Here is a 21817-nt window from a genome sequence, read left to right as displayed (position 1 = left end):
CGGCAAATAGTATAAGGCAGCTTATCGCCGCCTTAACGCTGTTTTCTGCTGATGTTCGGGGGATTTCATCTTAATCCTAGGCTACCTTTGGCAACAGCGGTAACGCGGCCTCAGAATAGGGGATATCCCCTGCATAAGCCAGTGTCGCTATTCGGGGAGCAGACTGAAGGATCGGGCAGGATGCTCGCCTGCCCGATAAAGTGATTGGAGTGAGATTATTGCGGGTAAGGCACCCAGTCTCCGCCGTTCAGACGAATGTAAGGTTTTCCCTGATATTGCATCACGATAGCGTTCTCATTTTCCGAGATCGCTTCCGTTTGCGGCAGTGCACTCGTCAGCGTTTGCCAGTCAACAGAAGGCGCGGTGAACACTTTGCCGTCGACCATTCGCGCCACCAGCTCAGAAATTGCCAGATAGCTACTCGGCGACGTAATCTCCAGCGCGTTGCCCTGATACGGAGCCTGTAAACCAAACAGTTTCACGCCGACAGGAATATGCGTGATGCTCGGGCTGGGAATATCGCGCAGCCCGGACATTTGCATCTTATCCCCAGCCAGCGCCGCGCCGTGCTCCGGCACCACAATCACCATCACTTTGCGACCGGATTTTTGCAACACGTCAAAAAACGCGTCCAGTTGGTCAAACAGAATCTTCGCGCGTGGCGCATAGTCCGCCGACTGCTTGCTTCCCACAAAGCGATTACCATCGTGCAGCGGAAGCAGGTTAAAGAAGGTCGCGTTACGGGCTGTCGTCGCTTTTTCCCGCTCGCCCAACCAGCGATTCAGCAATTCCAGATCGTTATAAATCGGCTCGCCGTCGAACGAGGTAATCTGGTGACTGATGCCCTCCTGCGACAGCATTGGGATCTGAATATCGCCCTCTTCACGCACCTCACGCAGGTAATTACCAAAGACGCCGGAATGATCGAGCATCAGTTGCTCTTCAAAACCCAGCTTCACCAAATTACTGAACAAGTAACACTGCTGGTTCACCGGCTGATACAAATCAATATGAGACTGTTGACCACAGCTTGCCCGTAGCAGGCGAATTGACGCAGGCCCACTGTAAGCGGCGGCAGAGTTAAACTGGCTGAACAGGATATCGAACTTCTTCCACAGCGGATGATTCTCTAGCTGCGCCACTTCCAGATCCGACCACGACAGCGAACAGATATTGATAATCAGGAGATCAAAAGGCTGCGCATCCTGCGGCAGCGCAGCGGGGAACGCCGTGGCTCGCGCTTTTTCTCGCGTATAAAACTGGTTCAGATAAGCCGTTAGATTGGCGTTTGTTGGCGGTAATGTGGCCTCAGGCAGCGCAGCGTCTCCGCCAGATGGAGACGCCGCCGAAGGAGCAGACGCTGTCGATACCGCTGGCATCAACGACACAGCCGGGCCTGCCAGATTGACGATGTTTAACCACGTCAGCGCCGCCACGGTAAACACCGTAATACGAATCCACTGCGCGAAGAACAGGTAGGCCACGGTAATGACCGCCGCTGCACCAACCATTTGCCAGTTAATGAAGCGGTTTAACAGCTCCAATAAATAGGCTGAGCTAAAGCCAGCAACCTGCGTCCCCTGACTGATAATACTGTTAATACCCGGCAGCCAGGTATCATGGTAAAACAGCCCGATACCGAGCGGGATGGCAATAATATGCCGCCAACGGTGCAGCGTGACGTTGGGGATTGGGAACAGCAGAAATGCCAGAAAGACCAGATTAAGCAGCGGATGAAAATTCAGGTAGCCAAACCATAACAGGGCAAATTTCAGCAAAAAATACAAATTCCAGGCACCGAGCCCACGCCAGTAGCGCCATATATTTTGCTGTTTTTGCGTATCCTGTTTCTGCGTAGGTTTTTTTTCGTCCATTTTATTTTTTAGTCTCTGCTGAAGTCGGCTTGGTTGAGACCGTCTTTGTTGAAGAAGCGCTACGCATCCAGACACTCGCAGGCTTCAGGTAGCGCGGTGACAACAGCCTGTTTTTCCAATACTGAAGCCAGTGGGGGATCACGCGACGTGCCAGATAGCCAAGCGTAAAGAAAACGACCGCGCTCAATAACACCAGTTGAACGATATCAATCAGGTTCATGACGGCTCTCCCGGTGCGCGGGCCCGTAAATTGGAACCCAATAGATCGGGTGCCAATAGATCGATAACAATAGGTTCACGCCGCGTCACCTGGCGACTCGGTGCAGATTCGGTCTGCTGCAATTGGACATAATCGTTAATCTGCCGCTCTTGCTCCAGCGTATCGCCCTGCACCAGCGATTTAACTTCTGCCAGAATCTGTAAGTCTTGTGACCAGACAATCCGATTGCTGAACGCTTCATCCACGGGCAGGCGGAAAATGGATTTCAGCGCGATATCCAGCTCATTCAGGCGGCAATTGGACAGGAACAAAAACAGGCGACCCTGCGCGATCGTAACGACATCACCAAAGCGTCGCAGCGTGCACAGCGTCAACGCCTGCGCAGCCCGTACACCTGGCACAGGGCGCAATGCGACCAGCACGCCTTTGCTGCCTTCTGGCATGAGTGTGCTATCAATCAACATCTGCACAGACTGCCGAAAGGCCTCAGGAGGCTGATAGCCCTTAATCTGCAGCGGCCGCATGGTGGTCAGCAAGACTTCAACATCAACAGGAACGTGTTTGGTAAAACGCTGTCCCTGCACGCTTTCAATCCGCGCCAGAAAACGAGATAGCGGTTCGGAATGAGAGACAATAATATTCGTGCCACATGCCAATAGCAGACGCTCGTCGCTGGCGCGCAGACAAGGCTTCATTTCCCGCACCACAATCTTCAGCAATTCACCACGCTGCCGCCGCAGGCTATGAACCTGTTTGACGAGCGTATCCACCTGACTGGTTTGATTGAGCGCAAAAACGAGGGTAGCCGCATTGGTCAGCATGCCGGTTTGTACCAAGATGGCGTTGTCGTCCAGCAGTTGCCAATGTTCCGACAGCGCGGGCGCGCCTTCCATCACGCTCTTTTCCATCAGAAAGAGCCCGTCATCATCCAGAGACGGCGTGAGGATAGGTTCCTCTTCCTTCAGCATGTGCCACCCGCCGCTGTCGGATTGCAGCATCTGCACCTTATTCGCCCGCACGCCTCTTTCCGTCGCCCACCATGACACCAGATACTGGGCGCGATCCTGTTGCCATTGCAGGCTGGCTAAGCCATAGAGCCCGCGATGTTGGGAAATCAGCATATTCCTCAAGCGGGTTACGCCGCTGCTGTGACCGATAACCACCAGCGTACACTGGCGTTGATGCAGCCATGCCGCGGTGTCATCCACCCATCGCTGGAGTCTTTCTGGCGAAATGTCCCGCCACAAGCTAGCTGGGGCATAAAGCACCAACAGACGATTTTTGGGGCGCAATGCGCGCATTAAATCATCGGTTAAGTTCAGCAACGCAGCTTTATTTTCCGGCAGTGCATAGCAGGGTAATTGTTTCTTTCCGGTGTTATTATTTTCTGTCGTAAACAATGACGTCAAAAGAGAATCAGATCGTTCCCCACAGCCTACTAACGCCACTCTCGCATCGTTATTTTGGCCGTGTATGATTTGCTGGCAAAATAATGCGGCGTCAACCTGACGGTCAATATTCACCCAATAAAAGCCCGCCTGCTGGAGCGTCGCCAGCTCATCCCAAAGGTCACGAATACCTAATGAAAAGTTCTGCTTCATAGACTGATTTCTTTTCCGTTAATGGCAGTATTCCACCTTAAATATACAGTCAAAATAAACTCTAGCAGCCCCCTGTGGGATCACAACCGTACGCTATGAATTATTCCTATCCCTTGATAAATCACCCATTACTATTTTTCCCTATTCACATTGCAACCATGAATTCATTGCTATAGTTAACGGGCACACCTGACTCCTTATTAAAGACAGCAAAGGCGTAACCCTTCATCTGCCAGACTGTCTGTTATGGGTGCAGTAAAAGACGCACCATATCTGTTATTTGGATGTTTTCCCTTTATCGATCTCAATGATAATGGATAGCCTATTTCAGAGGCATGGGATGAATAACGAACCGACTCGTATAGATACCAGCGCACGCGCCGATTTAACCGAAAATGCAAGAACCGACGACGATCTCCGGGTTCTCAGTCAGGCTTTTTCTTTACCTGAAATAAACTATATCGATATCGCCCGTCAGGCGCGTCTCAGCCAAATGATGGCTCGCTGGCCGCTGCTGGATGAATTAAAAGAACCGGCCGGGAGCGACTGACGATGCCCGTGATTGCTTTGCAGGGAATCCGTGGAGGTGTAGGCACCACCTCAATCGCCGCCGCGCTGGGCTGGGCCTTCCAACGGCTGGGCGAATCCGCACTGGTGATTGATTTTTCGCCGGACAACTTGCTGCGCATTAATTTTAATATGCCGTTTGAGCAAAGCCGCGGCTGGGCACGGGCAGAAGCCGATGGCGCACCGTGGCAAACCGGTGCCATGCAGTATCTCCCCGGTCTGGATTTTCTGCCGTTTGGTCGCCTGAATACACAGGAGATCGCGACGCTCCAACAGCATTACCACCAGCACCCCGCACGCTGGCAAAACAATCTGGCACAGCTCAGCACGGCGGGTCGCCATCGCTGGATACTGATTGATGTACCAGCGGACAATAGCCCACTCACGCGGCAGGCGTTAGCCACCGCGAATACCGTTTTTCAGGTGATGGTGGCCGATGCCAACTGCCATTCGCGCTTACATCAGCAAGCGTTGCCGCGTCAGTGCCATTTTCTGGTGAATCAATTTTCTACTCTCAGTACGCTCCAGCAGGATTTGCACCAGCTCTGGCTGCACACGCTGTCACACCTGCTGCCGCTGGTGATACACCGCGACGAAGCCCTGGCAGAATCGCTGATGCTGAAGCAGCCGCTGGGCGAATGTCGCCCGGACAGCGTGTCAGCGGAAGAGATCATGACACTGGCAAACTGGTGCCTGATTCACGTTAAGGAAAACGGCGTATGAGCGGGATCCTGCGCCTCTTTCTCGTCCCGCCCGCCAGACAGGCAATACAGCAACGCTACCGCGGCTATCGTCAGCAGGGTGCCTCCGCCTTTGCCGCCTTTTTCGCCACGCTATTTGCGATACTCGGCTGGATCTTCCTGCGGCTGGAGTCTGAGGGCTGGCAACAGATTCGCGCGCAGCGAACCTACTGGTTCCCACACATTTCGCCTCAACGCCCGCGTCCGGCCGATATTCTTCGCTATCTGACGCAGGGTATTTGGCTGCTGACCATCAAAAACGGCCAGTTGCCGACATCACGCCGCAATTACTTCTCCGCGTTACCACGCTGGCGGCAACGCTACATGAACGCGCAGCAAGCGCTGTTCGCCCGCTTTAGCCACGAGAATGCTGACGATCGCGAAGACCATGAGTCAGGCTCCGCCAAGATGAGCCGCTTCCAGAGGCTGGTGACGGTCGCGCTGAGCCTGCTATGTGCGGCGCTGGCGCTGCTGTGCATCACGCAGCCGTTTGATTTGCTGTCGCAGTTTATTTTCATGACGCTGCTGTGGTGCATCGCCATGCTCGTTCGCAACATGCCGGGACGCATGCCGACGCTCATGATGATCGCCCTTTCTTTCACGGTTTCCTGCCGTTACCTGTGGTGGCGCTACACCGAAACGCTAAATTGGGACGATCCGCTGAGTCTGATCTGCGGCCTGCTGCTGCTGGCAGCGGAAACCTATGCCTGGGTGGTGTTGGTTCTGGGCTATTTCCAGACGATCTGGCCACTGAACCGCTATCCGGTTTCGCTGCCGGAAGACAGCAAAACGTGGCCGACCGTCGACCTTATGATCCCAACCTACAATGAACCGCTGAGTGTCGTGAAACCGACGGTGTATGCCGCGCTAGGTATCGACTGGCCTAAAGATAAGCTGAATATTTATATTCTGGATGACGGCGGGCGCGCCGAATTTAAAGCCTTCGCAGAAGAAGTCGGCGTCCATTACATCGCCCGCGTCACGCACGAACACGCCAAAGCCGGGAACATCAACAACGCTCTGAAACAGGCGGAAGGCGAGTTCGTCGCCATTTTCGACTGCGACCACGTCCCTACCCGCTCCTTCCTGCAATTAACCATGGGCTGGTTCTTCAAAGACAAAAAGCTGGCGATGCTGCAAACGCCGCACCATTTCTTCTCGCCCGATCCGTTCGAACGCAATCTGGGCCGCTTCCGCCGCACGCCCAATGAAGGCACGCTGTTCTACGGTCTGGTTCAGGACGGTAACGACATGTGGGATGCCACGTTCTTCTGCGGCTCCTGTGCCATCCTGCGGCGTAAACCGCTGGATGAGATTGGCGGAATTGCGGTCGAAACGGTAACGGAAGATGCCCACACCTCACTGCGCCTGCATCGCCTTGGCTACAGCTCGGCGTATATCCGTATTCCACAGGCCGCCGGACTGGCGACCGAGAGCCTTTCGGCGCACATCGGGCAGCGTATTCGCTGGGCGCGCGGCATGGTGCAAATCTTCCGGCTGGATAACCCGCTGTTCGGCAAGGGGCTGAAACTGGGGCAGCGGTTGTGTTATGCCAACGCCATGATGCACTTTCTGTCCGGTATTCCGCGGCTGATCTTCCTGACTGCGCCGCTGGCGTTTCTCCTGCTGCATGCTTACATCATTTTCGCTCCGGCGCTGGCCATCGCGCTCTACGTGCTGCCGCACATGGTGCACGCCAGCCTGACCAACTCACGCATTCAGGGGCGCTACCGTCACTCGTTCTGGAGCGAGATCTATGAAACCGTGCTGGCGTGGTATATCGCTCGCCCGACTACCGTCGCACTGTTTAACCCGCACAAAGGGAAATTCAACGTGACGGCCAAAGGTGGGCTGGTTGAAGAACAGCATGTCGACTGGGTGATTACGCGGCCTTATCTGGTGCTGGTGCTGCTGAACATCGCCGGGGTGGCGTATGGCATCTGGCGTCTGGTTTACGGGCCGCCGGAAGAGATCACGACGGTACTCATCAGCCTGCTCTGGGTTGTGTACAACATGACCATTTTAGGCGGAGCCGTCGCGGTTGCCGTAGAAGCCAAACAGGTGCGTCAGGCCCACCGGGTGGAAATGTCGATGTCCGCCGCGATCCTCCGTGCCGATGGGCATCTTTTCCCCTGCGTCCTGCGCGACTATTCCGATGGCGGCGTGGGCATTGAAGCGCGTGAATCGGGCATTCTTCAGGTCGGGGACAACGTCTCGCTGTTGCTAAAACGCGGTCAGCAGGAGTACGCCTTCCCGTTCAGCGTCACCCGCGCGTTCGATAATAAGATTGGCCTGCGCATGGCCAACCTGACCATCCGCCAGCATATTGATTTCATTCAATGTACGTTTGCCCGCGCCGACACCTGGGCGCTCTGTCAAGACAGTTTCCCGCAGGATAAACCGGTCGAAAGTCTGGTTGATGTACTGGCACTCGGCTTTCGAGGCTATCTGCGTCTGGCCGATTACGCGCCGCCCGTCATACGCAACATTATCCTGGCCTTCCTCAATATCGTGGTGTGGGTGGTGTCATTCATCCCGCGCTATGTAGGGAAACGCACCGTAACAGACCAGACGGGCGCTGCGCTGCCGGAAAAAACCGTACATCAGGGCAAGACGCCGTCTGCCCATGAAACGCGATTTGCACAAGAGAACCTGTTTACAGAAAAGACAGTGGCTTGATTGCCATTCACAGGCCGTGATCAACGGCCTTTCTCCTGACAACGAGAAAGGCCCTTAACATTGATGATGACACGATGACGAAAAAAATAATCTGGTTCACCGCATTGGCTTTAGGCGTCAGCTCATTATCTCAGGCTGTCACCGCGCCGCACGCACCAACGCCGGCAACGGGGGATGCAACCCAGCCGCCTGCCACTACAACGCCAGCAATGACAATGCCAGCGATTCCTCCGGCGCAACCGGCGACCAACGCCGCCGTGCGCAACGTGGTGATGCCGTTTGCGCAAATCGCGCCTGCGCCGGGCGCCTTTGCGCTACGCGGTATCAATCCCGACGGGCAGATTGAGTTTGGCGTTCGCAGCGACGAAGTGGTGACACAGGCTTCGCTCGATCTTGAGTTTACCCCGTCACCAGCGCTGATCCCCACCGAGTCGCATATCAAGGTTTACCTGAACAATGAGCTAATGGGTGTCACCACGATTAGCAAAGAACAGATGGGGAAATCCAACCGCGTTCGCATTCCTATCGATCCGCGCTACATCACGGATTTTAACCGCATGCAGTTGGTGTTCGTCGGCCATTATCAGAACATTTGTGAAAACCCAGCCAGCACCAGTCTGTGGCTGGATGTCAGCAAAGCCAGCGCGCTCAACCTACAATTCCAGAAGCTGACGCTAAAGGACGATCTGTCGCCGTTCCCTGCACCGTTTTTTGACAGCCGCGATACCCGCCCGCTGACGCTGCCCATCGTCTTTGCCGACCAACCGGATCTGGTGCAACAGCGTGCCGCCGCGGTACTCGCCTCGTGGTTTGGCAGCAAAGCACAATGGCGCGGGCAGTCTTTCCCTGCCCTCTTCAACCAGTTGCCGAATAGTCACGGTGTTGTGTTCGCCACGAACGATAAGCGACCGGATTTCCTGCGCGATACTCCCGCCGTGAACGGACCAACGGTGTCTATCATCAGCCATCCTAACGATCCTCACGTGAAGCTGCTGCTGGTTCAGGGACGTGATGACAATGAACTGCTTACCGCCGTGCAGGGCATTGCACAGGGGAACGCGTTATTCCGTGGGCAAAGCGTCACCATCGATAAGGTCGAACAGCTCGCCCCACGCCAGCCGTACGATGCGCCAAACTGGGTTCGCACCGACCGCCCGATGACCTTCGCCGAACTGCAGCAATATAACGAACAGTTGCAAACCGACGGTATCGTGCCCCGGCCGATTTCTCTGACCATGAACCTGCCGCCTGACCTGTTCCTGATCCGCAGTCAGGGTATCGATATACGCCTGAAATACCGCTACACCGCACCGCAGATTTTGGATGGCTCGCGCCTGACCATCAATCTGAACAACCAGTTTGTGCAGGCCTTCTCATTAGCACCGGAGCAAGACCAGAATTCCCTGTTGATGCGCCTGCCGCTCACGCAGGGGCTATGGGATTCCGACAAGAGCCTGTCCATTCCGGCGTTGAAACTGGGCACCACCAACCAGTTACGTTTTGATTTCAACTACACCACGCTGCTTTCCAGCGGCACCGCCGACCGCTGCGAAACCTATACGCCGGTCGTCAATCACGCCGTTATCGATAGCTCTTCGACGATTAACTTCTCTGGCTATCGCCACTTTATGGCGATGCCGGATCTGCGTGCCTTTGCCAATGCAGGCTACCCGTTCAGCCGACTGGCTGACCTGTCACAAACGCTGGTGCTGGTGAACAAGCAACCACAGCCGGCTCAGGTCAGCGCCATGCTGAACGCCATCGGTAATATTGGCGCACAAACCGGTTACCCGGCGTTAGCGGTACAGCTCAGCGATGACTGGACGCAGGTAGACAAACAGGACCTCGATATTTTGATGATCGGCGCTATCCCGCCGGACCTACACGACAACAGCAAAATCAACCTGCTGGTCGAGCAAACGCAAAGCTGGATCAAGCAACCGACACGTCAGGCCGCTATCCCAGACATGGGCTCACCTGAATCTGACGCGAAACCAGACAGCAAAACCACCGTCAGTAGTGACGGCGCGATGTCGGCAATTATCGGCTTCCAGTCTCCGTACCACGATCAGCGCAGCGTTGTTGCCCTGCTGGCCGATAGCCCGCAGGGATATACGCTACTCAACAACACGCTGATCGACAGCGAAAAAAGAGCCTCGCTGTTCGGTTCCGTTTCCGTCATCCGCGAGTCGGGCATCAATAATCTGCGCGTCGGCGATATTTACTATGTCGGCCACCTGCCGTGGTGGGAACGTGTCTGGCACGTCATGGCGCAGCATCCCGTCTGGCTGGCGATCATATTGACCCTTACCGTCGTTATTGTTGCCTGGCTGATGTGGCGTGGCCTGAAACTCTTCAGTCGCCGTCGCCTGTCGCCGGATGAAAGGGACTAACGCACCATGCCACGCGTGCTGCGTTACCTGACTCCCATGCTGCTGTGGCTATGGGCTTCTCTGGCCACCGCCGCCGTCTGTGACTGGCCTGCCTGGGAGCAGTACAAGCAGTATTACATCAGCGCGGAAGGACGGGTGATTGATACCTCCACCCCCAATAAAATCACCACGTCCGAAGGGCAAAGTTACGCCATGTTCTTTGCGCTGGCTGCCAACGATCGCGAGATGTTTGATCGGCTGCTGACATGGACAGAAAACAACCTGTCCGCGGGTGATTTGCGCGCGAACCTACCAGCCTGGCTGTGGGGAGAGAGCAAGGATAAGCAGTGGACGGTGTTGGATCCGAACTCGGCTTCCGATGCCGACCTGTGGATTGCCTATAGCCTGCTTGAAGCTGGTCGACTGTGGGAAGAAGCGCGCTATCAGGCGCTGGGCACCGCGCTGCTCGCGCGTATCGCCAAAGAAGAGGTGGTGACGATTCCGGGGCTGGGCGTGATGCTATTACCCGGAAAAGTGGGTTTCGCCGAGAAAGAGAGCTGGCGCTTGAACCCTAGCTACCTCCCGCCGCAGCTGCTGGCCCGATTTGCTGCGCTGGATGAGAAGTGGAAAGCGATGCAGCGCACCACGCAGCGCCTCCTGCTAGAAACCGCGCCAAAAGGGTTTTCGCCTGACTGGGTCATCTGGCAAAAAGACAAAGGCTGGCAGCCCGATACCACCAAACCCAATGTCGGCAGCTATGACGCTATCCGCGTCTATCTGTGGGCGGGGATGATGGCCGACAGCAGCAGAGGGAAAACCGACTTACTCAAACAGTTTCAGCCGATGATGCAGCAGACCATCCAGCAAGGGCTACCGCCCGAAAAAGCGGACACCGCGACAGGCACCGTCACCGGACAGGGATCGGTAGGCTTTTCCGCCTCACTGCTGCCGATGCTCTCTCGTCAACCGGACGCCCTGGCTGCCCAGCGACAGCGGATCGCCGGCAATCCACCGGGTGACGATGCGTATTTCTCCGCCTCTCTGACGCTCTTTGGTCAGGGATGGGATCAGAAGCGCTATCGCTTCACTTCGCAAGGCCAACTTTTACCGTCTCGGAGCAGCCAATGCACAACCACACCGTAAACTGGCTGCGCATCCTCCCGTTATTGCTGATTGCGGCACCGCAGGCATACAGCGCAGAAACCGCGCCGCCCGAGCAATTTTTGATGCAACAGGTACGTCTGGGAGAAGCCAGCAACAAAGACGAACTCGTGCGTCAGTCGCTCTATCGATTGGACCTTATCGCACCCAATAACCCCGAGGTGATCGCCGCTAAATTACGGCTGGCGATGCGTCAAGGCGATCAAACACAGGCTCGTCAGTTGCTAGAGAAACTGAAAACGTTGGCACCCGATTCCACCGTCTATCGTCATGCAAACATGATACTGGCACTGACGCAGGAAGATATGCGCCAACAGTTACAGAAGGCTCGTTCGCTATCTACCGCCGGACACTACGAAGAAGCCAAAGCGCAGTACGACACGCTCTTTCACGGCGAGCCCCCCACGCTCGATCTTGCCGTGGAATATTGGCGTGTGGTTTCTCACTTACCGAATCAGGCATCGAACGCGATTAAGCAACTGAGCGCACTGGATCAGGTTTACCCTGACAATGTTCCGCTGCGCATGGCGTTATCATACTTACTCTTCAGTCAGGATAGTAATGAACAGACCTATCCTCTGCTGAAACAGTTGGCTAACGCTCCCGTCGGACGCAGTCAGGCGGGGTCGCTATGGCTGGCAATCATTCGGCGGCTGCCCGTCACGCCGCAGAGCGTGGCCGAGTTAAATCGCTTTCTGACCCTGTTTAATGAAGGAAAACAGGCAGAAACCGCGCGCAAAGAGCTCAATCGCCAGCAGAAAATGTTAGCCGATCCAACCTATCAGGCACGCCTCCGTAATCTGACACAGGGTGAAAGCAGCGGTGGCAATAGCGCCACGCTCAATGAACTGAATAAAGCGCTGGCTGCCACGCCAAATACCCCTGAACTTATAGGCGCGATAGCTCTGGTTTACCTGCGCGAAGGCGATCGGAAAAAAGCGCTGGCACAGTTCCAGAAGGCATTACAGGTGGATATGAGCCGTCTTCACAGCGGTAGATGGGAAGGACTCATCCAAAATACGCAAGATTGGACCACGATCGCGAAAGGTGACAACGCATTGAAAGCCAACAATCTGGCGCTGAACTGGCTGCGCCTGCTCCCGTTATTGCTGGTTACTGCGCCGCAGGCAACCAGTGCGGAAACTACGTCGCCAGAGCAGTTCCTTATGGAGCAGGTGCGTTTGGGAGAAGCCAGCAACAAAGACGATATTGTGCGTCAGTCGCTCCATCGACTGGAGCTTATCAACCCGGATAACCCAGAGGTTATCGCCGCCAGATTGCGGCTGGCACTGCGTCAAGGCGATCAGGTTCAGGCGCGCCAGCAGTTGGACAAGCTGAAAACCGTGGCTCCCGATTCCGCCCTCTACCGGCAGGCAGAAATCACGCTGGCGCTGACGCAGGAAACCGCTCGTCAACAATTACAGCAGGCGCGGTTGTTATCTACCGCCGGGCGCTATGCGGAAGCCAAAGCGCAGTATGACTCGCTCTTTCACGGCGAGCCCCCAACGCTCGATCTTGCCGTAGAGTATTGGCGGCTGGTCTCACGCTTACCCAACCAACAACCTCTGGCGATTAAACAACTGGAGACGTTAGATCAGGCCTATCCGAATAATGTACCGCTGCGTATGGTGCTGGCGCGGCTGTTGTTCAGCCAGAATCGCAATGAGCAAGCCTATCCCCTCCTCAAACAGCTTTCTAACGATCCCGTCGGACGCAGTCAGGCGGCCTCGCTGTGGCTGGAAATTATTGGTCGGATGCTGGTCACGCCACAAAGTGTGGCGGAACTCAACCGCTTTCTGACCGTGTTTGATGAAGGCGAACAGGCGGATACGGCACGTAAAGAACTCAGCCGTCAGCAGGGAATATTAGCCGATCCCGTTTATCAAGGCCGGCTGCGCGCACTGGCACAGATTGAAGATGGTGGCGGCAATAGTGCCACGCTTGGCGAATTGAATAAGGCGCTGGCCACCACACCAAACGACCCCGAACTGATCGGCGCTATTGGTCTGGTTTATCTGCGCGCTGGCGATCGGGTAAAAGCGCTGGCGCAGTTCCAGCAAGCACTACAGGCAGATGTGAATCGCCTGAACAGCGGCAAGTGGGAAGGACTTATCCAAAGCACGCAATATTGGAACACCATTGCGGAAGGCGACAATGCGCTGAAAGCCAATAACCTCCCGCTGGCGCGCCAGAAATATCAGCAGGCTCGTCAGATGGATAACACCAATCCTTATGCACTAATTGGTTTGGGCGATGTCGCCGTTGCCAGCCAAAACGATACTGCCGCCCTGCCGCTCTATCAGCAGGCTTTACACCTTGAACCCGGCAACGATAACGCCCTGCGCGGTCTGGTCGGTATTTATCAGCGGCAGTCGCCGGAGAAAGCACTCACTTACCTCAACGGCCTGTCGCGCAGCCAGCAGAACACGATGCGGGAGACGCTTGCCGCACTACAACTCGATATCCTGAAACAGCAGGCGGACCAACTTGCAGAGCAGCAGCAGTGGACGCAGGCGGAAGAGAAGTATCGTCAGGCGAACCAGCAGGATCCGAACGATATTTGGTTTGCCTATCGCTATGCCCAGACGCTGCGCCAACTGGGGCAAATGCAGCAGGCCGACAACGTGGTACAACGCGCAACTGCCGTGCCACCGGTCGACGCTCAGAAGCACTACGTTTACTCACTTTACCTGTCATCGACCAATCGCGATGAGCAAGCACTCGCTCACCTGAATACGCTTCCCGCAGCACAGTGGAGCGACGACATGCGCGATTTATCCCAACGTCTGACGATGCAGACCACGCTGGCGAAAGCAGAAGCCATGCGCGATGCGGGTGACGAACCCGCCGCTATCGCTTTCCTGCGTCAGCAGCCAGCCGATACCCGTATCGATCTGCTGCTGGCAGACTGGGCGCTGGCACGAGGTGAATACGCGACGGCGCTGGCGGATTATCAACGCATCCGCACGCGGGAACCGCAGAATCCCGACGCACAATTAGGCGAGATCGACGCGTTTATCGCGCAGGGTCGGCAAGATGAGGCACGCCAGCGTCTGAACCAGCTCCCGACGCAGGCGGCAGATACCCTCAACGCGCAGCGGCGCGTCGCCAACGCTTGGCAAGCGGTCGGAAATCCGCAAAAATCGACGGCACTTTTCCGCCAGCTAAGAATCGATGCGCAGAAAGAACCTGTCGGTCAGACCAAGGCATTGGTCTATCGCGATGCGGCGCGTGTTGAACAGCAGCAGTCTCAACCAGAGCAAGCGCAGCAGGACTATAAACAGGCGATGGTCGCCAGCGGCATCACGCCCGCTCTGCCGCAAAGCGACGATGACTACACCCAGCTGACGCGCAATCAGGCAGGGGACGACTGGCTACAGCGCAGCATCCGCGCCGATGCGGCAGATCTGTATCGTAAGCAGGATGTGACCGTCACGCTTGATCACGATTACGGGAGTTCGAGCGGTACCGGCGGGATTTCCGATCTGAGCGCCCACAACACCCTGTTGCAGATAGACATGCCGCTGTACGACGGCCGCGCCTTCTTCCGCACCGATACCGTACAGATGAACGCCGGCTCCTTCTCAACGGACAGCAACGGTGCCTACCGGGAAACTTTCGGCACCTGTGCCACACAGGACTGCTTCGACGGCAAATCGCAGAAAGCCACCGGCACCAGCGTCGCCGCAGGCTGGAAGAACGATCGCTGGTCGGCGGATATCGGCACCACACCGCTCGGCTTCGACGTGGTCGATATCGTCGGTGGCGCAAGCTACAGCGGTGACTGGCGGCAAATCGGCTGGACCGCGACGGCATCGCGCCGCCCCATATCCAGCTCATTGTTGGCGTTCGGCGGCACCAAAGACCCTGGCACCGGCGTTACCTGGGGCGGCGTGCGCGCCACGGGCATCAGTCTCGGGCTGAGCTACGATCGGGGCGAAGCACACGGCATCTGGAGTGATTTCAGCGTCCACCAGATTACGGGTAAAAACGTGGCCGATAATGACCGCGCCCGCGCGATGGCAGGTTATTACTACAAGCTGATTAACGAGGATAATCGACACGTCACAGTCGGCCTGAACAGCATGTGGTGGCGTCACCAGAAGGATTTAAGCGGTTACTCGCTCGGTCAGGGTGGCTACTACAGCCCGCAGCAGTACTTCTCGCTGGGCGTGCTGGTGAACTACCGGCAGCGAACGGAAAACTGGTCGTGGGAACTCGGCGGATCGCTGTCGTGGTCACGTTCTTCTACCAAAGATCAGCGCCGCTATCCGTTGACCGGCCTACTGGGCAACGCTGCACTCACCGACCGAGACGCCATCGAACAGGGCAGCAGCAGTTCCGGCTTCGGCTACACGGCGCGTGCCATCGTCGAACGCCGCCTCAGCTCACACTGGACGCTGGGCGTCGGTATCGACATTCAGCAAGCGAAGGACTACACCCCAAGCCACGGCCTCATCTACCTACGCTACTCCGCTTCCGGCTGGCAGGGCGATCTCGACAGCCCACCACAGCCGCTCACGCCGTACGCGGACTTTAAGTAGCCGCATCAGGGGAAGCTATTCGCTTCCCCTGACATGCTTTCCGATCAATACCCTATCGGTGCCCCGGCTGGGCGGCGGATATCATTTGCGCCGTACAGGTAACCTTCACGCACTTTGCCGGATACCGCCGAGTCATTACCCGAATCCGCAGGCGTCACGCCCGCCGCACCCGGTAGGCCGACCAGAATCAGCTCCGCGGCGCCCCAAGGGGTCTGTTCCACCATCTTGTAGCCGCGCTGCTTCAGCAGGTTCAGCGTATCGGCAGACAGCCCGCGCTGTTCGTAATACACCTCGTCCGGCAGCCACTGATGATGGATGCGCGGTGCGTCCACCGCTTCCTGCGGTGCCATGCCGTGATCGATGATATTCAGCGCCGTTTGCAGCGTGATGGTGATAATGCGTGAACCACCGGGAGAGCCGAGCACCATGAAGACTTTACCGTCTTTCGTCACCAGTGACGGGCTCATGGACGAAAGTGGGCGCTTACCGGGGGCGATCGAATTACGTTCCCCTTGCACCAATCCGTACAGGTTTTTCTCGCCAACCTTCACGGTAAAGTCATCCATTTCGTTATTGAGGAAGAAGCCCGTCCCCGGTGCAATCACCACTGAACCAAAACGCCCGTTCACGGTGTACGTGGTGGACACCGCATTGCCCTGATTATCCACGATGGAGTAGTGCGTCGTTTCCGGTCGCTCGTGCGGGCCAATCCCCGGCTGCACGTTTTGGGATGGCGTCGCGTTCTCCGGTTCGATTTTTTTGCGAATTTCAGCAGCGTAGTCCTTACTCAACAGGCGCTCGACGGGATTACTCACAAATTCCGGATCGCCGAGGTAGGTGTTACGGTCCATGTAGGCATGACGCATCGCTTCCGTCAGCACATGCACGGTGGCTGCCGAATTGAAGCCCGTCGATTTAATGTCGTAACCTTCGACAATATTGAGAATTTCACACATTGTGACGCCACCGGAGCTGGGTGGCGGCGAAGAGACAAATTGATAACCGCGATAGTTACAGGTTACCGGCGCCGTTTCGGTAATACGGTAATTGGCAAAATCAGCCGCCGTCAGAATCCCACCGCCCTGCTTTGCCGCCTTCTCCACCGTCTGCGGGATCGTGCCCTTGTAGAAAGCATCCGGCCCTTTAGCGGCAATCGCTGCCAGCGTATTCGCCAGATCGGTTTGCACCAGCTTATCGCCGGGCTGCAATGCACTGCCATCAGGGCGCAGGAAAATACGCGCCGCTTCAGGATCGGCTTTGAAGCGCTTGACCGTGGTGTCCAGAATATCGGTGTCTGCTCGCGTAAGTTCAAAGCCTTCACGCGCCAGCTTAATCGCCGGTGCCATCACCTGTTCGCGCGTCAATTTGCCGTATTTTTGCAGCGCGGTATCCAGCCCCAGCACCGTTCCAGGCACGCCAGCGGCCAGATAGCCGTATAGGCTCGCGTCTTTTTTCACGCTTCCATCCGCGTTCAGGTACATGTTGGCGCTGGCCGCCGCCGGTGCCGTTTCACGGAAGTTGATAAAGGTGTCTTTCCCATCGGCCAGATGCAGCGTCATAAACCCACCGCCGCCGATATTGCCACAACAGGGGTTCACCACCGCCTGCGCGTAACCCACGGCCACAGCGGCATCAATCGCATTGCCGCCCATTTTCATGATATCGACGCCAATCTGTGAAGCCAGATACTGCGAGCTGACCACCATACCGTTTTTCGCTTCCACCGCAGGGGCCGATGCTGCCTGCACGGCTCCACTCACCAGCAGCGCCGTCACGCTCAATGACAACAGCCATTTTCCCGCTACCGTTCTTCCCGATACTGTGTTTCTTATTCTCATGAAAACTCCTTTATTCCATTGATTTCACTGAGTGCGTTTTATCGCACGTCCATGATCCTTAGCGGTTCGACCTTGTGCTACAGCGGCTGGGAGCGCAGCCGTAAACGCAGCCGCGCACCAAACACATTCACCAACAGGCCGACCATAATCAGCATTGCGCCCACGATTTGCAGTAGCGAGAGCGATTCGCCAAGAAAAACGGCCGCGCTGACCAACCCAACCACCGGCACCAGCAGCGACAGGGGTGCCACACGCCAGGTTTCATAGCGAGCCAGCAGGCTTCCCCAAATCCCGTAGCCGATGATGGTTGCCGCAAATGCCAGATAAACCAGAGATAAAATCGTCGGCAGTTGGATGGTAGTTAAACTATGGACAATCGCGTCCCGACCTTCAAACAGCCAGGAGCTGATGAAAAACGGCACGACAGGCACCAGCGCTCCCCACACCACCAGCGACATAATGCGCACGTCGCTGTTTTGGCTCATGATCACTTTATTGATGATGTTGCCCACCGCCCACGACAGCGCCGCCGCCAGCGTCAGTAGCAGCGTGGTGGCGGTCATTCCGGATGACATTTGCAGCGCGGTACGGCCTTCTGCCAGCACCACCATCCCTAGCGCCGCCACCAGAATCCCGACAACGTGATTCCAGCGCAGCTTTTCCGACAGCAAGACCGCGCCAACCAGCAGCGTAAAAAAGGCCTGAGCCTGTAACACCAGCGAGGCAATTCCCGCAGGCATACCCAGTTTGATAGCGAGGAACAGGAAGCCAAACTGGCCGAAGCTGATCGTCATGCCATAGGCGAGCAGCCATTTCAGGGGAATACGTGGGAAAGGAACAAAGAAAATGGCCGGGAGCGCCACCAGCGAAAAACGTAGTCCTGCAAGTAAGAAAGGCGGCATGTCGTTCAGCCCAACCTTGATCACCACGAAGTTCACGCCCCATAGCACGACAACACAAAGCGCAAGCAGCGCATCTTTCAACGACATCCTCATCCCCTGATCAAATACGTAACAAATACCTTCCTCAAGGTACGCGTAAAATGAAAAAACGGATAAGAAAAGATAATTATGACGTTACGTGACAATGACTAAGCGTAACCATGACGTGAGATAGCCGACCACCAGATTCTGTGGTCGGCATAGATAACGTTACTCGATGGCGATAGGTTTTTCCGTCAGCGTGGTTTTATTGTCACCCTGAATGGCTTTCACTTTCTGCTCCGTTTTCTGTACCGCATCAGCGCTACTCAACAAGCTATATGTCAGCTCAAATGTCGTGCTCTGACCGGGCTGTAGCTTTTTGACCCGCCCTTGTTCACGTTCAATCGTAACCGGATAGGCGTAGTTCGTGCCGGGTTCGATCCCCGTGACGTAGCCCTGTTTTTCCGTGTCCGTGTTTTTCCACAGCGTCAGCAGCGGCAGTTGATGAGTATCAAAGGCAATCGACACGCCCTTATCTCCCGCCTTGTTCACCAGCGCCGCCAGCGTTTTACCCTGTGCATCCGTATACGGCGTAATGTTGAACACCATTTCATCAAAGTCTTTTGTCGGGCCTTTGTAGGTTTGCCAGGTTGCCAGACCCGCTTTGGCATGGTCATTAAACGGAGAAATGTCTTTTACCGGTGCGATGAAACGCGCGCCTTCTTCCAGAATTGGCGTACCGAAATTGCTGTGGTAGATAATCTGATAGTCGCGCGCGTAGTCGGCTTTGTTGGTCAGCACATCGTGCACGGTAAACGACTCGCTGCCGGGGACGTAACGCAGCTCGGTCCAGGTTTCCAGATTCGACTTCTTAAAGCTGTTTTCCTTCAGCAGGCCGCGCACCGTAATGGTATGCGGCGCTGTATCGCTGACTTCCACGACCACTTTTGAAGCTGGCGTGTTGCCCGCTCGGCCATGCAGGGTATAGATCATGCCATCGCTGACGACCGGGTGCCCTGTCCATTCGAAGCCGCAGCGCACCATCATCTCATTGAAACCTTCCAGCCAGCCCAGTCCGTTACGGCTTTCCAGATTAATGGTATTCGGGTTGACGACCTCATCAACCGGCGAATCCCACCCTAAACGGATGTTTTTTCCCGTCACATGCAGCAAGTTCATCCCTCGCGTCGGGCTGAGGGCAATTTTCAGGCCGTCCTGACTGGTAATCGTGATCACTTTACTGCCTTCCTGACGTCCGCCGTGCAGGACTTTTTGCTCGATGCTGAAGTGCTGATTTTTTATCTTCAGGGCATCACTGCCAATTTGCCAATTTCCCTTTTCCACACTGCTTTCAGCATCTGTCAGCACAAACGTCTGCGCCGATAATTGCCATGATGTCAGCGCCAGTGTAATGCCTATAGCCAGTAATTTTTTCATGTTAACCATCCCTCTCTGCTGAATTGTTTTAGCTAATGCGAGCTAAAGACTACAAATCAGCTGACGGTCAGAATGTGATAGCTATCACCAGATGGAAAAATTCGGCATTGTCGCGTTATTTATCCGATTAGCATCACTAATTCACTATGAATGGCATCTATAATTGCAGAATTATTGAGAGATCGATCGGCAAAAGCTGACATCGTTTCAGCAACATAAATCCGACTGTCTGAAATCATTTCCGCACTCATGTTAAAATCAGCAAGTTATTCTAAATAGTAAACGCTATGCGGGATAAAAAATTACCAGTCTGTTTTTTGACCACATTGCACCCTATTGGCGCAAGCGCTATGGTTGCCGGTAACCTGTGTACGACCACTGATAAATAAACTATGAACTTTTCTCTTTTCGGCAAGAAATTCACGCGCCACGCTGGCATCACCCAATTAATGGACGACCTGAACGAAGGGCTGCGTACGCCAGGCGCAATCATGCTGGGCGGCGGCAATCCGGCGCATATTCCCGAGATGGACAGCTACTTCAAACAGCTGTGTCAGGATATGCTGGAACAAGGGAAATTAACGGAAGCGCTATGCAACTATGACGGGCCGCAAGGTAAGGATACGCTGCTTAAGGCGCTGGCCGAGCTGCTGAGTAATGAATTAGGCTGGCAGATTGGACCACAGAACATTGCACTGACAAATGGCAGCCAGAGTGCGTTTTTCTACTTATTTAACCTGTTTGCTGGTCGCCACAGCGATGGCAGCCTGAAAAAGGTGCTGTTCCCGCTGGCACCGGAATATATCGGCTATTCGGATTCCGGGCTGGACGACAATATGTTCGTCTCCGTTCGTCCACAGATCGAGCTGCTGCCCGAAGGGCAATTTAAATATCACGTCGATTTCGATCACCTGTCGATTACCGATGAGATCGGACTGATCTGTGTGTCCCGTCCGACCAACCCGACCGGTAACGTACTGACCGACGACGAGCTGATGCGTCTGGATATTCTGGCACAGCAGCACAAAATTCCCCTGCTGATTGATAACGCCTATGGCGTACCGTTCCCCGGCATCATCTTCAGCGATGCCACGCCGCTGTGGAACCCCAATATCATCCTATGCATGAGCCTGTCCAAGCTGGGCCTGCCCGGCTCACGCTGCGGTATCGTGATTGCGGATGAAAAAGTGATCTCGGCAATGGGTAACATGAACGGCATCATTAGCCTGTCTCCCGGCGCAGTCGGCCCAGCGCTGGCGCACGAGATGATTCAGCGTGGCGATCTGCTGCGCTTATCTAGCGACGTCATACGCCCGTTCTACCAGCAGCGCGTAACGGAAACTATCGCGATTATTCGCCGCTATCTGTCGCCCGAGCAGTGCCTGATTCATAAGCCGGAAGGCGCGATCTTCCTGTGGCTGTGGTTTAAGGATCTGCCTATCACGACGGAAATCCTGTACCAGCGCCTGAAAAAACGCGGCGTCCTCATGGTGCCGGGTCACTATTTCTTCCCCGGCTTAGATCAGGACTGGCCACACGCTCACCAGTGCATGCGCATGAACTATGTGCCGGAGCCGGAAAAAATCGAACGTGGTATTGCGATTCTGGCGGAAGAAGTGGAAAAAGCGATGCAGGAAGGCTAATTCGCCGCAAAAATAGACGCGTCATTAAACGACATACGGTTGGGGCAAAGCACCGCCCCACTGTTTTTACTGCCCACTTGCAGTATGCCAAGATCAGATATTCCCCTCTTTTTATTCACTCTCCCAGTTTTTGCCATCCTATTCTTATTGTTCATAAAATCAGTCAGCTAACGATTAAATATTAGAATTATTTTTTGCATTTTTAATCGGTAATAACA

General features: G+C 55.4%; 13 protein-coding genes. 7 read left to right on the top strand and 6 right to left on the bottom strand.

Annotated features, from left to right (window positions below):
* Nucleotides 1-215: 215 nt before the first annotated feature.
* The 3 genes from bcsG to bcsE are packed head-to-tail and all read right to left on the bottom strand — an operon-like array spanning nucleotide 216 to nucleotide 3695.
* On the bottom strand, nucleotides 216-1874 hold the full coding sequence (gene bcsG, locus HP572_RS20790; protein ID WP_240584218.1) for a cellulose biosynthesis protein BcsG: 1659 nt from the start codon (nucleotides 1872-1874) through the stop codon (nucleotides 216-218).
* Nucleotide 1875: 1 nt separating this feature from the next.
* Nucleotides 1876-2094: a cellulose biosynthesis protein BcsF gene (bcsF, locus tag HP572_RS20785; RefSeq protein WP_240584217.1), complete on the bottom strand. Its 219-nt coding sequence runs from the start codon at nucleotides 2092-2094 to the stop codon at nucleotides 1876-1878.
* Nucleotides 2091-3695 (bottom strand): cellulose biosynthesis protein BcsE, encoded by a 1605-nt coding sequence (bcsE, locus tag HP572_RS20780; protein ID WP_240584216.1) that lies wholly within the window; start codon nucleotides 3693-3695, stop codon nucleotides 2091-2093. The genes bcsF and bcsE overlap by 4 nt, the downstream gene beginning before the upstream one ends.
* Nucleotides 3696-4035: 340 nt before the next feature.
* Here bcsE and bcsR point away from each other — a divergent pair, with 340 nt between their 5' ends.
* The 6 genes from bcsR to bcsC all read left to right on the top strand — a co-directional run bounded on the left by bcsR (nucleotide 4036) and on the right by bcsC (nucleotide 15758).
* Nucleotides 4036-4245, top strand: coding sequence for a cellulose biosynthesis protein BcsR (gene bcsR, locus HP572_RS20775; RefSeq protein ID WP_014917065.1), 210 nt, complete (start codon nucleotides 4036-4038; stop codon nucleotides 4243-4245).
* A gap of 2 nt (nucleotides 4246-4247) precedes the next feature.
* Nucleotides 4248-4985 carry a cellulose biosynthesis protein BcsQ gene (gene bcsQ / locus HP572_RS20770; RefSeq protein ID WP_240584215.1) on the top strand — a complete coding sequence of 246 codons (738 nt, stop codon included), beginning with the start codon at nucleotides 4248-4250 and terminating at the stop codon, nucleotides 4983-4985.
* Complete coding sequence (bcsA, locus tag HP572_RS20765) at nucleotides 4982-7681, top strand: UDP-forming cellulose synthase catalytic subunit (RefSeq protein WP_240584214.1); 2700 nt, start codon at nucleotides 4982-4984, stop codon at nucleotides 7679-7681. Before bcsQ ends, bcsA begins: the two co-directional genes overlap by 4 nt.
* A gap of 74 nt (nucleotides 7682-7755) precedes the next feature.
* The gene (bcsB, locus tag HP572_RS20760) at nucleotides 7756-10074 is read left to right on the top strand and encodes a cellulose biosynthesis cyclic di-GMP-binding regulatory protein BcsB (protein ID WP_240584213.1); all 2319 of its coding nucleotides are present in this window, start codon (nucleotides 7756-7758) and stop codon (nucleotides 10072-10074) included.
* Nucleotides 10075-10080: 6 nt separating this feature from the next.
* Nucleotides 10081-11196: a cellulose synthase complex periplasmic endoglucanase BcsZ gene (gene bcsZ / locus HP572_RS20755; protein ID WP_240584212.1), complete on the top strand. Its 1116-nt coding sequence runs from the start codon at nucleotides 10081-10083 to the stop codon at nucleotides 11194-11196.
* Nucleotides 11197-12188: 992 nt separating this feature from the next.
* On the top strand, nucleotides 12189-15758 hold the full coding sequence (bcsC, locus tag HP572_RS20750; protein ID WP_240585796.1) for a cellulose synthase complex outer membrane protein BcsC: 3570 nt from the start codon (nucleotides 12189-12191) through the stop codon (nucleotides 15756-15758).
* A gap of 44 nt (nucleotides 15759-15802) precedes the next feature.
* Here bcsC and ggt read toward each other — a convergent pair whose 3' ends face one another.
* The 3 genes from ggt to HP572_RS20735 form a co-directional block, all read right to left on the bottom strand.
* Nucleotides 15803-17596: a gamma-glutamyltransferase gene (gene ggt, locus HP572_RS20745; RefSeq protein ID WP_240584211.1), complete on the bottom strand. Its 1794-nt coding sequence runs from the start codon at nucleotides 17594-17596 to the stop codon at nucleotides 15803-15805.
* Nucleotides 17597-17673: 77 nt separating this feature from the next.
* A complete protein-coding gene (locus HP572_RS20740; RefSeq protein ID WP_240584210.1) occupies nucleotides 17674-18585 on the bottom strand; it encodes an EamA family transporter in 912 nt (303 codons plus the stop codon).
* 162 nt (nucleotides 18586-18747) lie between these two features.
* Complete coding sequence (locus HP572_RS20735) at nucleotides 18748-19956, bottom strand: aldose 1-epimerase family protein (protein WP_039281510.1); 1209 nt, start codon at nucleotides 19954-19956, stop codon at nucleotides 18748-18750.
* Nucleotides 19957-20348: 392 nt separating this feature from the next.
* On the opposite strand from HP572_RS20735, the gene HP572_RS20730 reads away from it, so the two are divergent.
* Entirely contained in the window at nucleotides 20349-21599 is a 1251-nt protein-coding gene (locus tag HP572_RS20730) for a valine--pyruvate transaminase (protein WP_240584209.1), read from the top strand.
* The last annotated feature ends 218 nt before the right edge of the window (nucleotides 21600-21817 follow it).

Origin of the sequence: Pectobacterium sp. PL64 (assembly GCF_022477975.1) — a bacterium.
Lineage (GTDB): Bacteria > Pseudomonadota > Gammaproteobacteria > Enterobacterales > Enterobacteriaceae > Pectobacterium > Pectobacterium jejuense.
The sequence above is the reverse complement of the archived record's forward strand: the minus strand, read 5'-3'. Positions and strand labels throughout refer to the sequence as shown.

Coding starts and splice junctions, on each gene's coding strand:
- bcsG (WP_240584218.1), bottom strand. CDS start 1,874: ATGGACGAAAAAAAACCTACGCAGAAACAGGATACGCAAAAACAGCAA.
- bcsF (WP_240584217.1), bottom strand. CDS start 2,094: ATGAACCTGATTGATATCGTTCAACTGGTGTTATTGAGCGCGGTCGTT.
- bcsE (WP_240584216.1), bottom strand. CDS start 3,695: ATGAAGCAGAACTTTTCATTAGGTATTCGTGACCTTTGGGATGAGCTG.
- bcsR (WP_014917065.1), top strand. CDS start 4,036: ATGAATAACGAACCGACTCGTATAGATACCAGCGCACGCGCCGATTTA.
- bcsQ (WP_240584215.1), top strand. CDS start 4,248: ATGCCCGTGATTGCTTTGCAGGGAATCCGTGGAGGTGTAGGCACCACC.
- bcsA (WP_240584214.1), top strand. CDS start 4,982: ATGAGCGGGATCCTGCGCCTCTTTCTCGTCCCGCCCGCCAGACAGGCA.
- bcsB (WP_240584213.1), top strand. CDS start 7,756: ATGACGAAAAAAATAATCTGGTTCACCGCATTGGCTTTAGGCGTCAGC.
- bcsZ (WP_240584212.1), top strand. CDS start 10,081: ATGCCACGCGTGCTGCGTTACCTGACTCCCATGCTGCTGTGGCTATGG.
- bcsC (WP_240585796.1), top strand. CDS start 12,189: ATGAGCCGTCTTCACAGCGGTAGATGGGAAGGACTCATCCAAAATACG.
- ggt (WP_240584211.1), bottom strand. CDS start 17,596: ATGAGAATAAGAAACACAGTATCGGGAAGAACGGTAGCGGGAAAATGG.
- HP572_RS20740 (WP_240584210.1), bottom strand. CDS start 18,585: ATGTCGTTGAAAGATGCGCTGCTTGCGCTTTGTGTTGTCGTGCTATGG.
- HP572_RS20735 (WP_039281510.1), bottom strand. CDS start 19,956: ATGAAAAAATTACTGGCTATAGGCATTACACTGGCGCTGACATCATGG.
- HP572_RS20730 (WP_240584209.1), top strand. CDS start 20,349: ATGAACTTTTCTCTTTTCGGCAAGAAATTCACGCGCCACGCTGGCATC.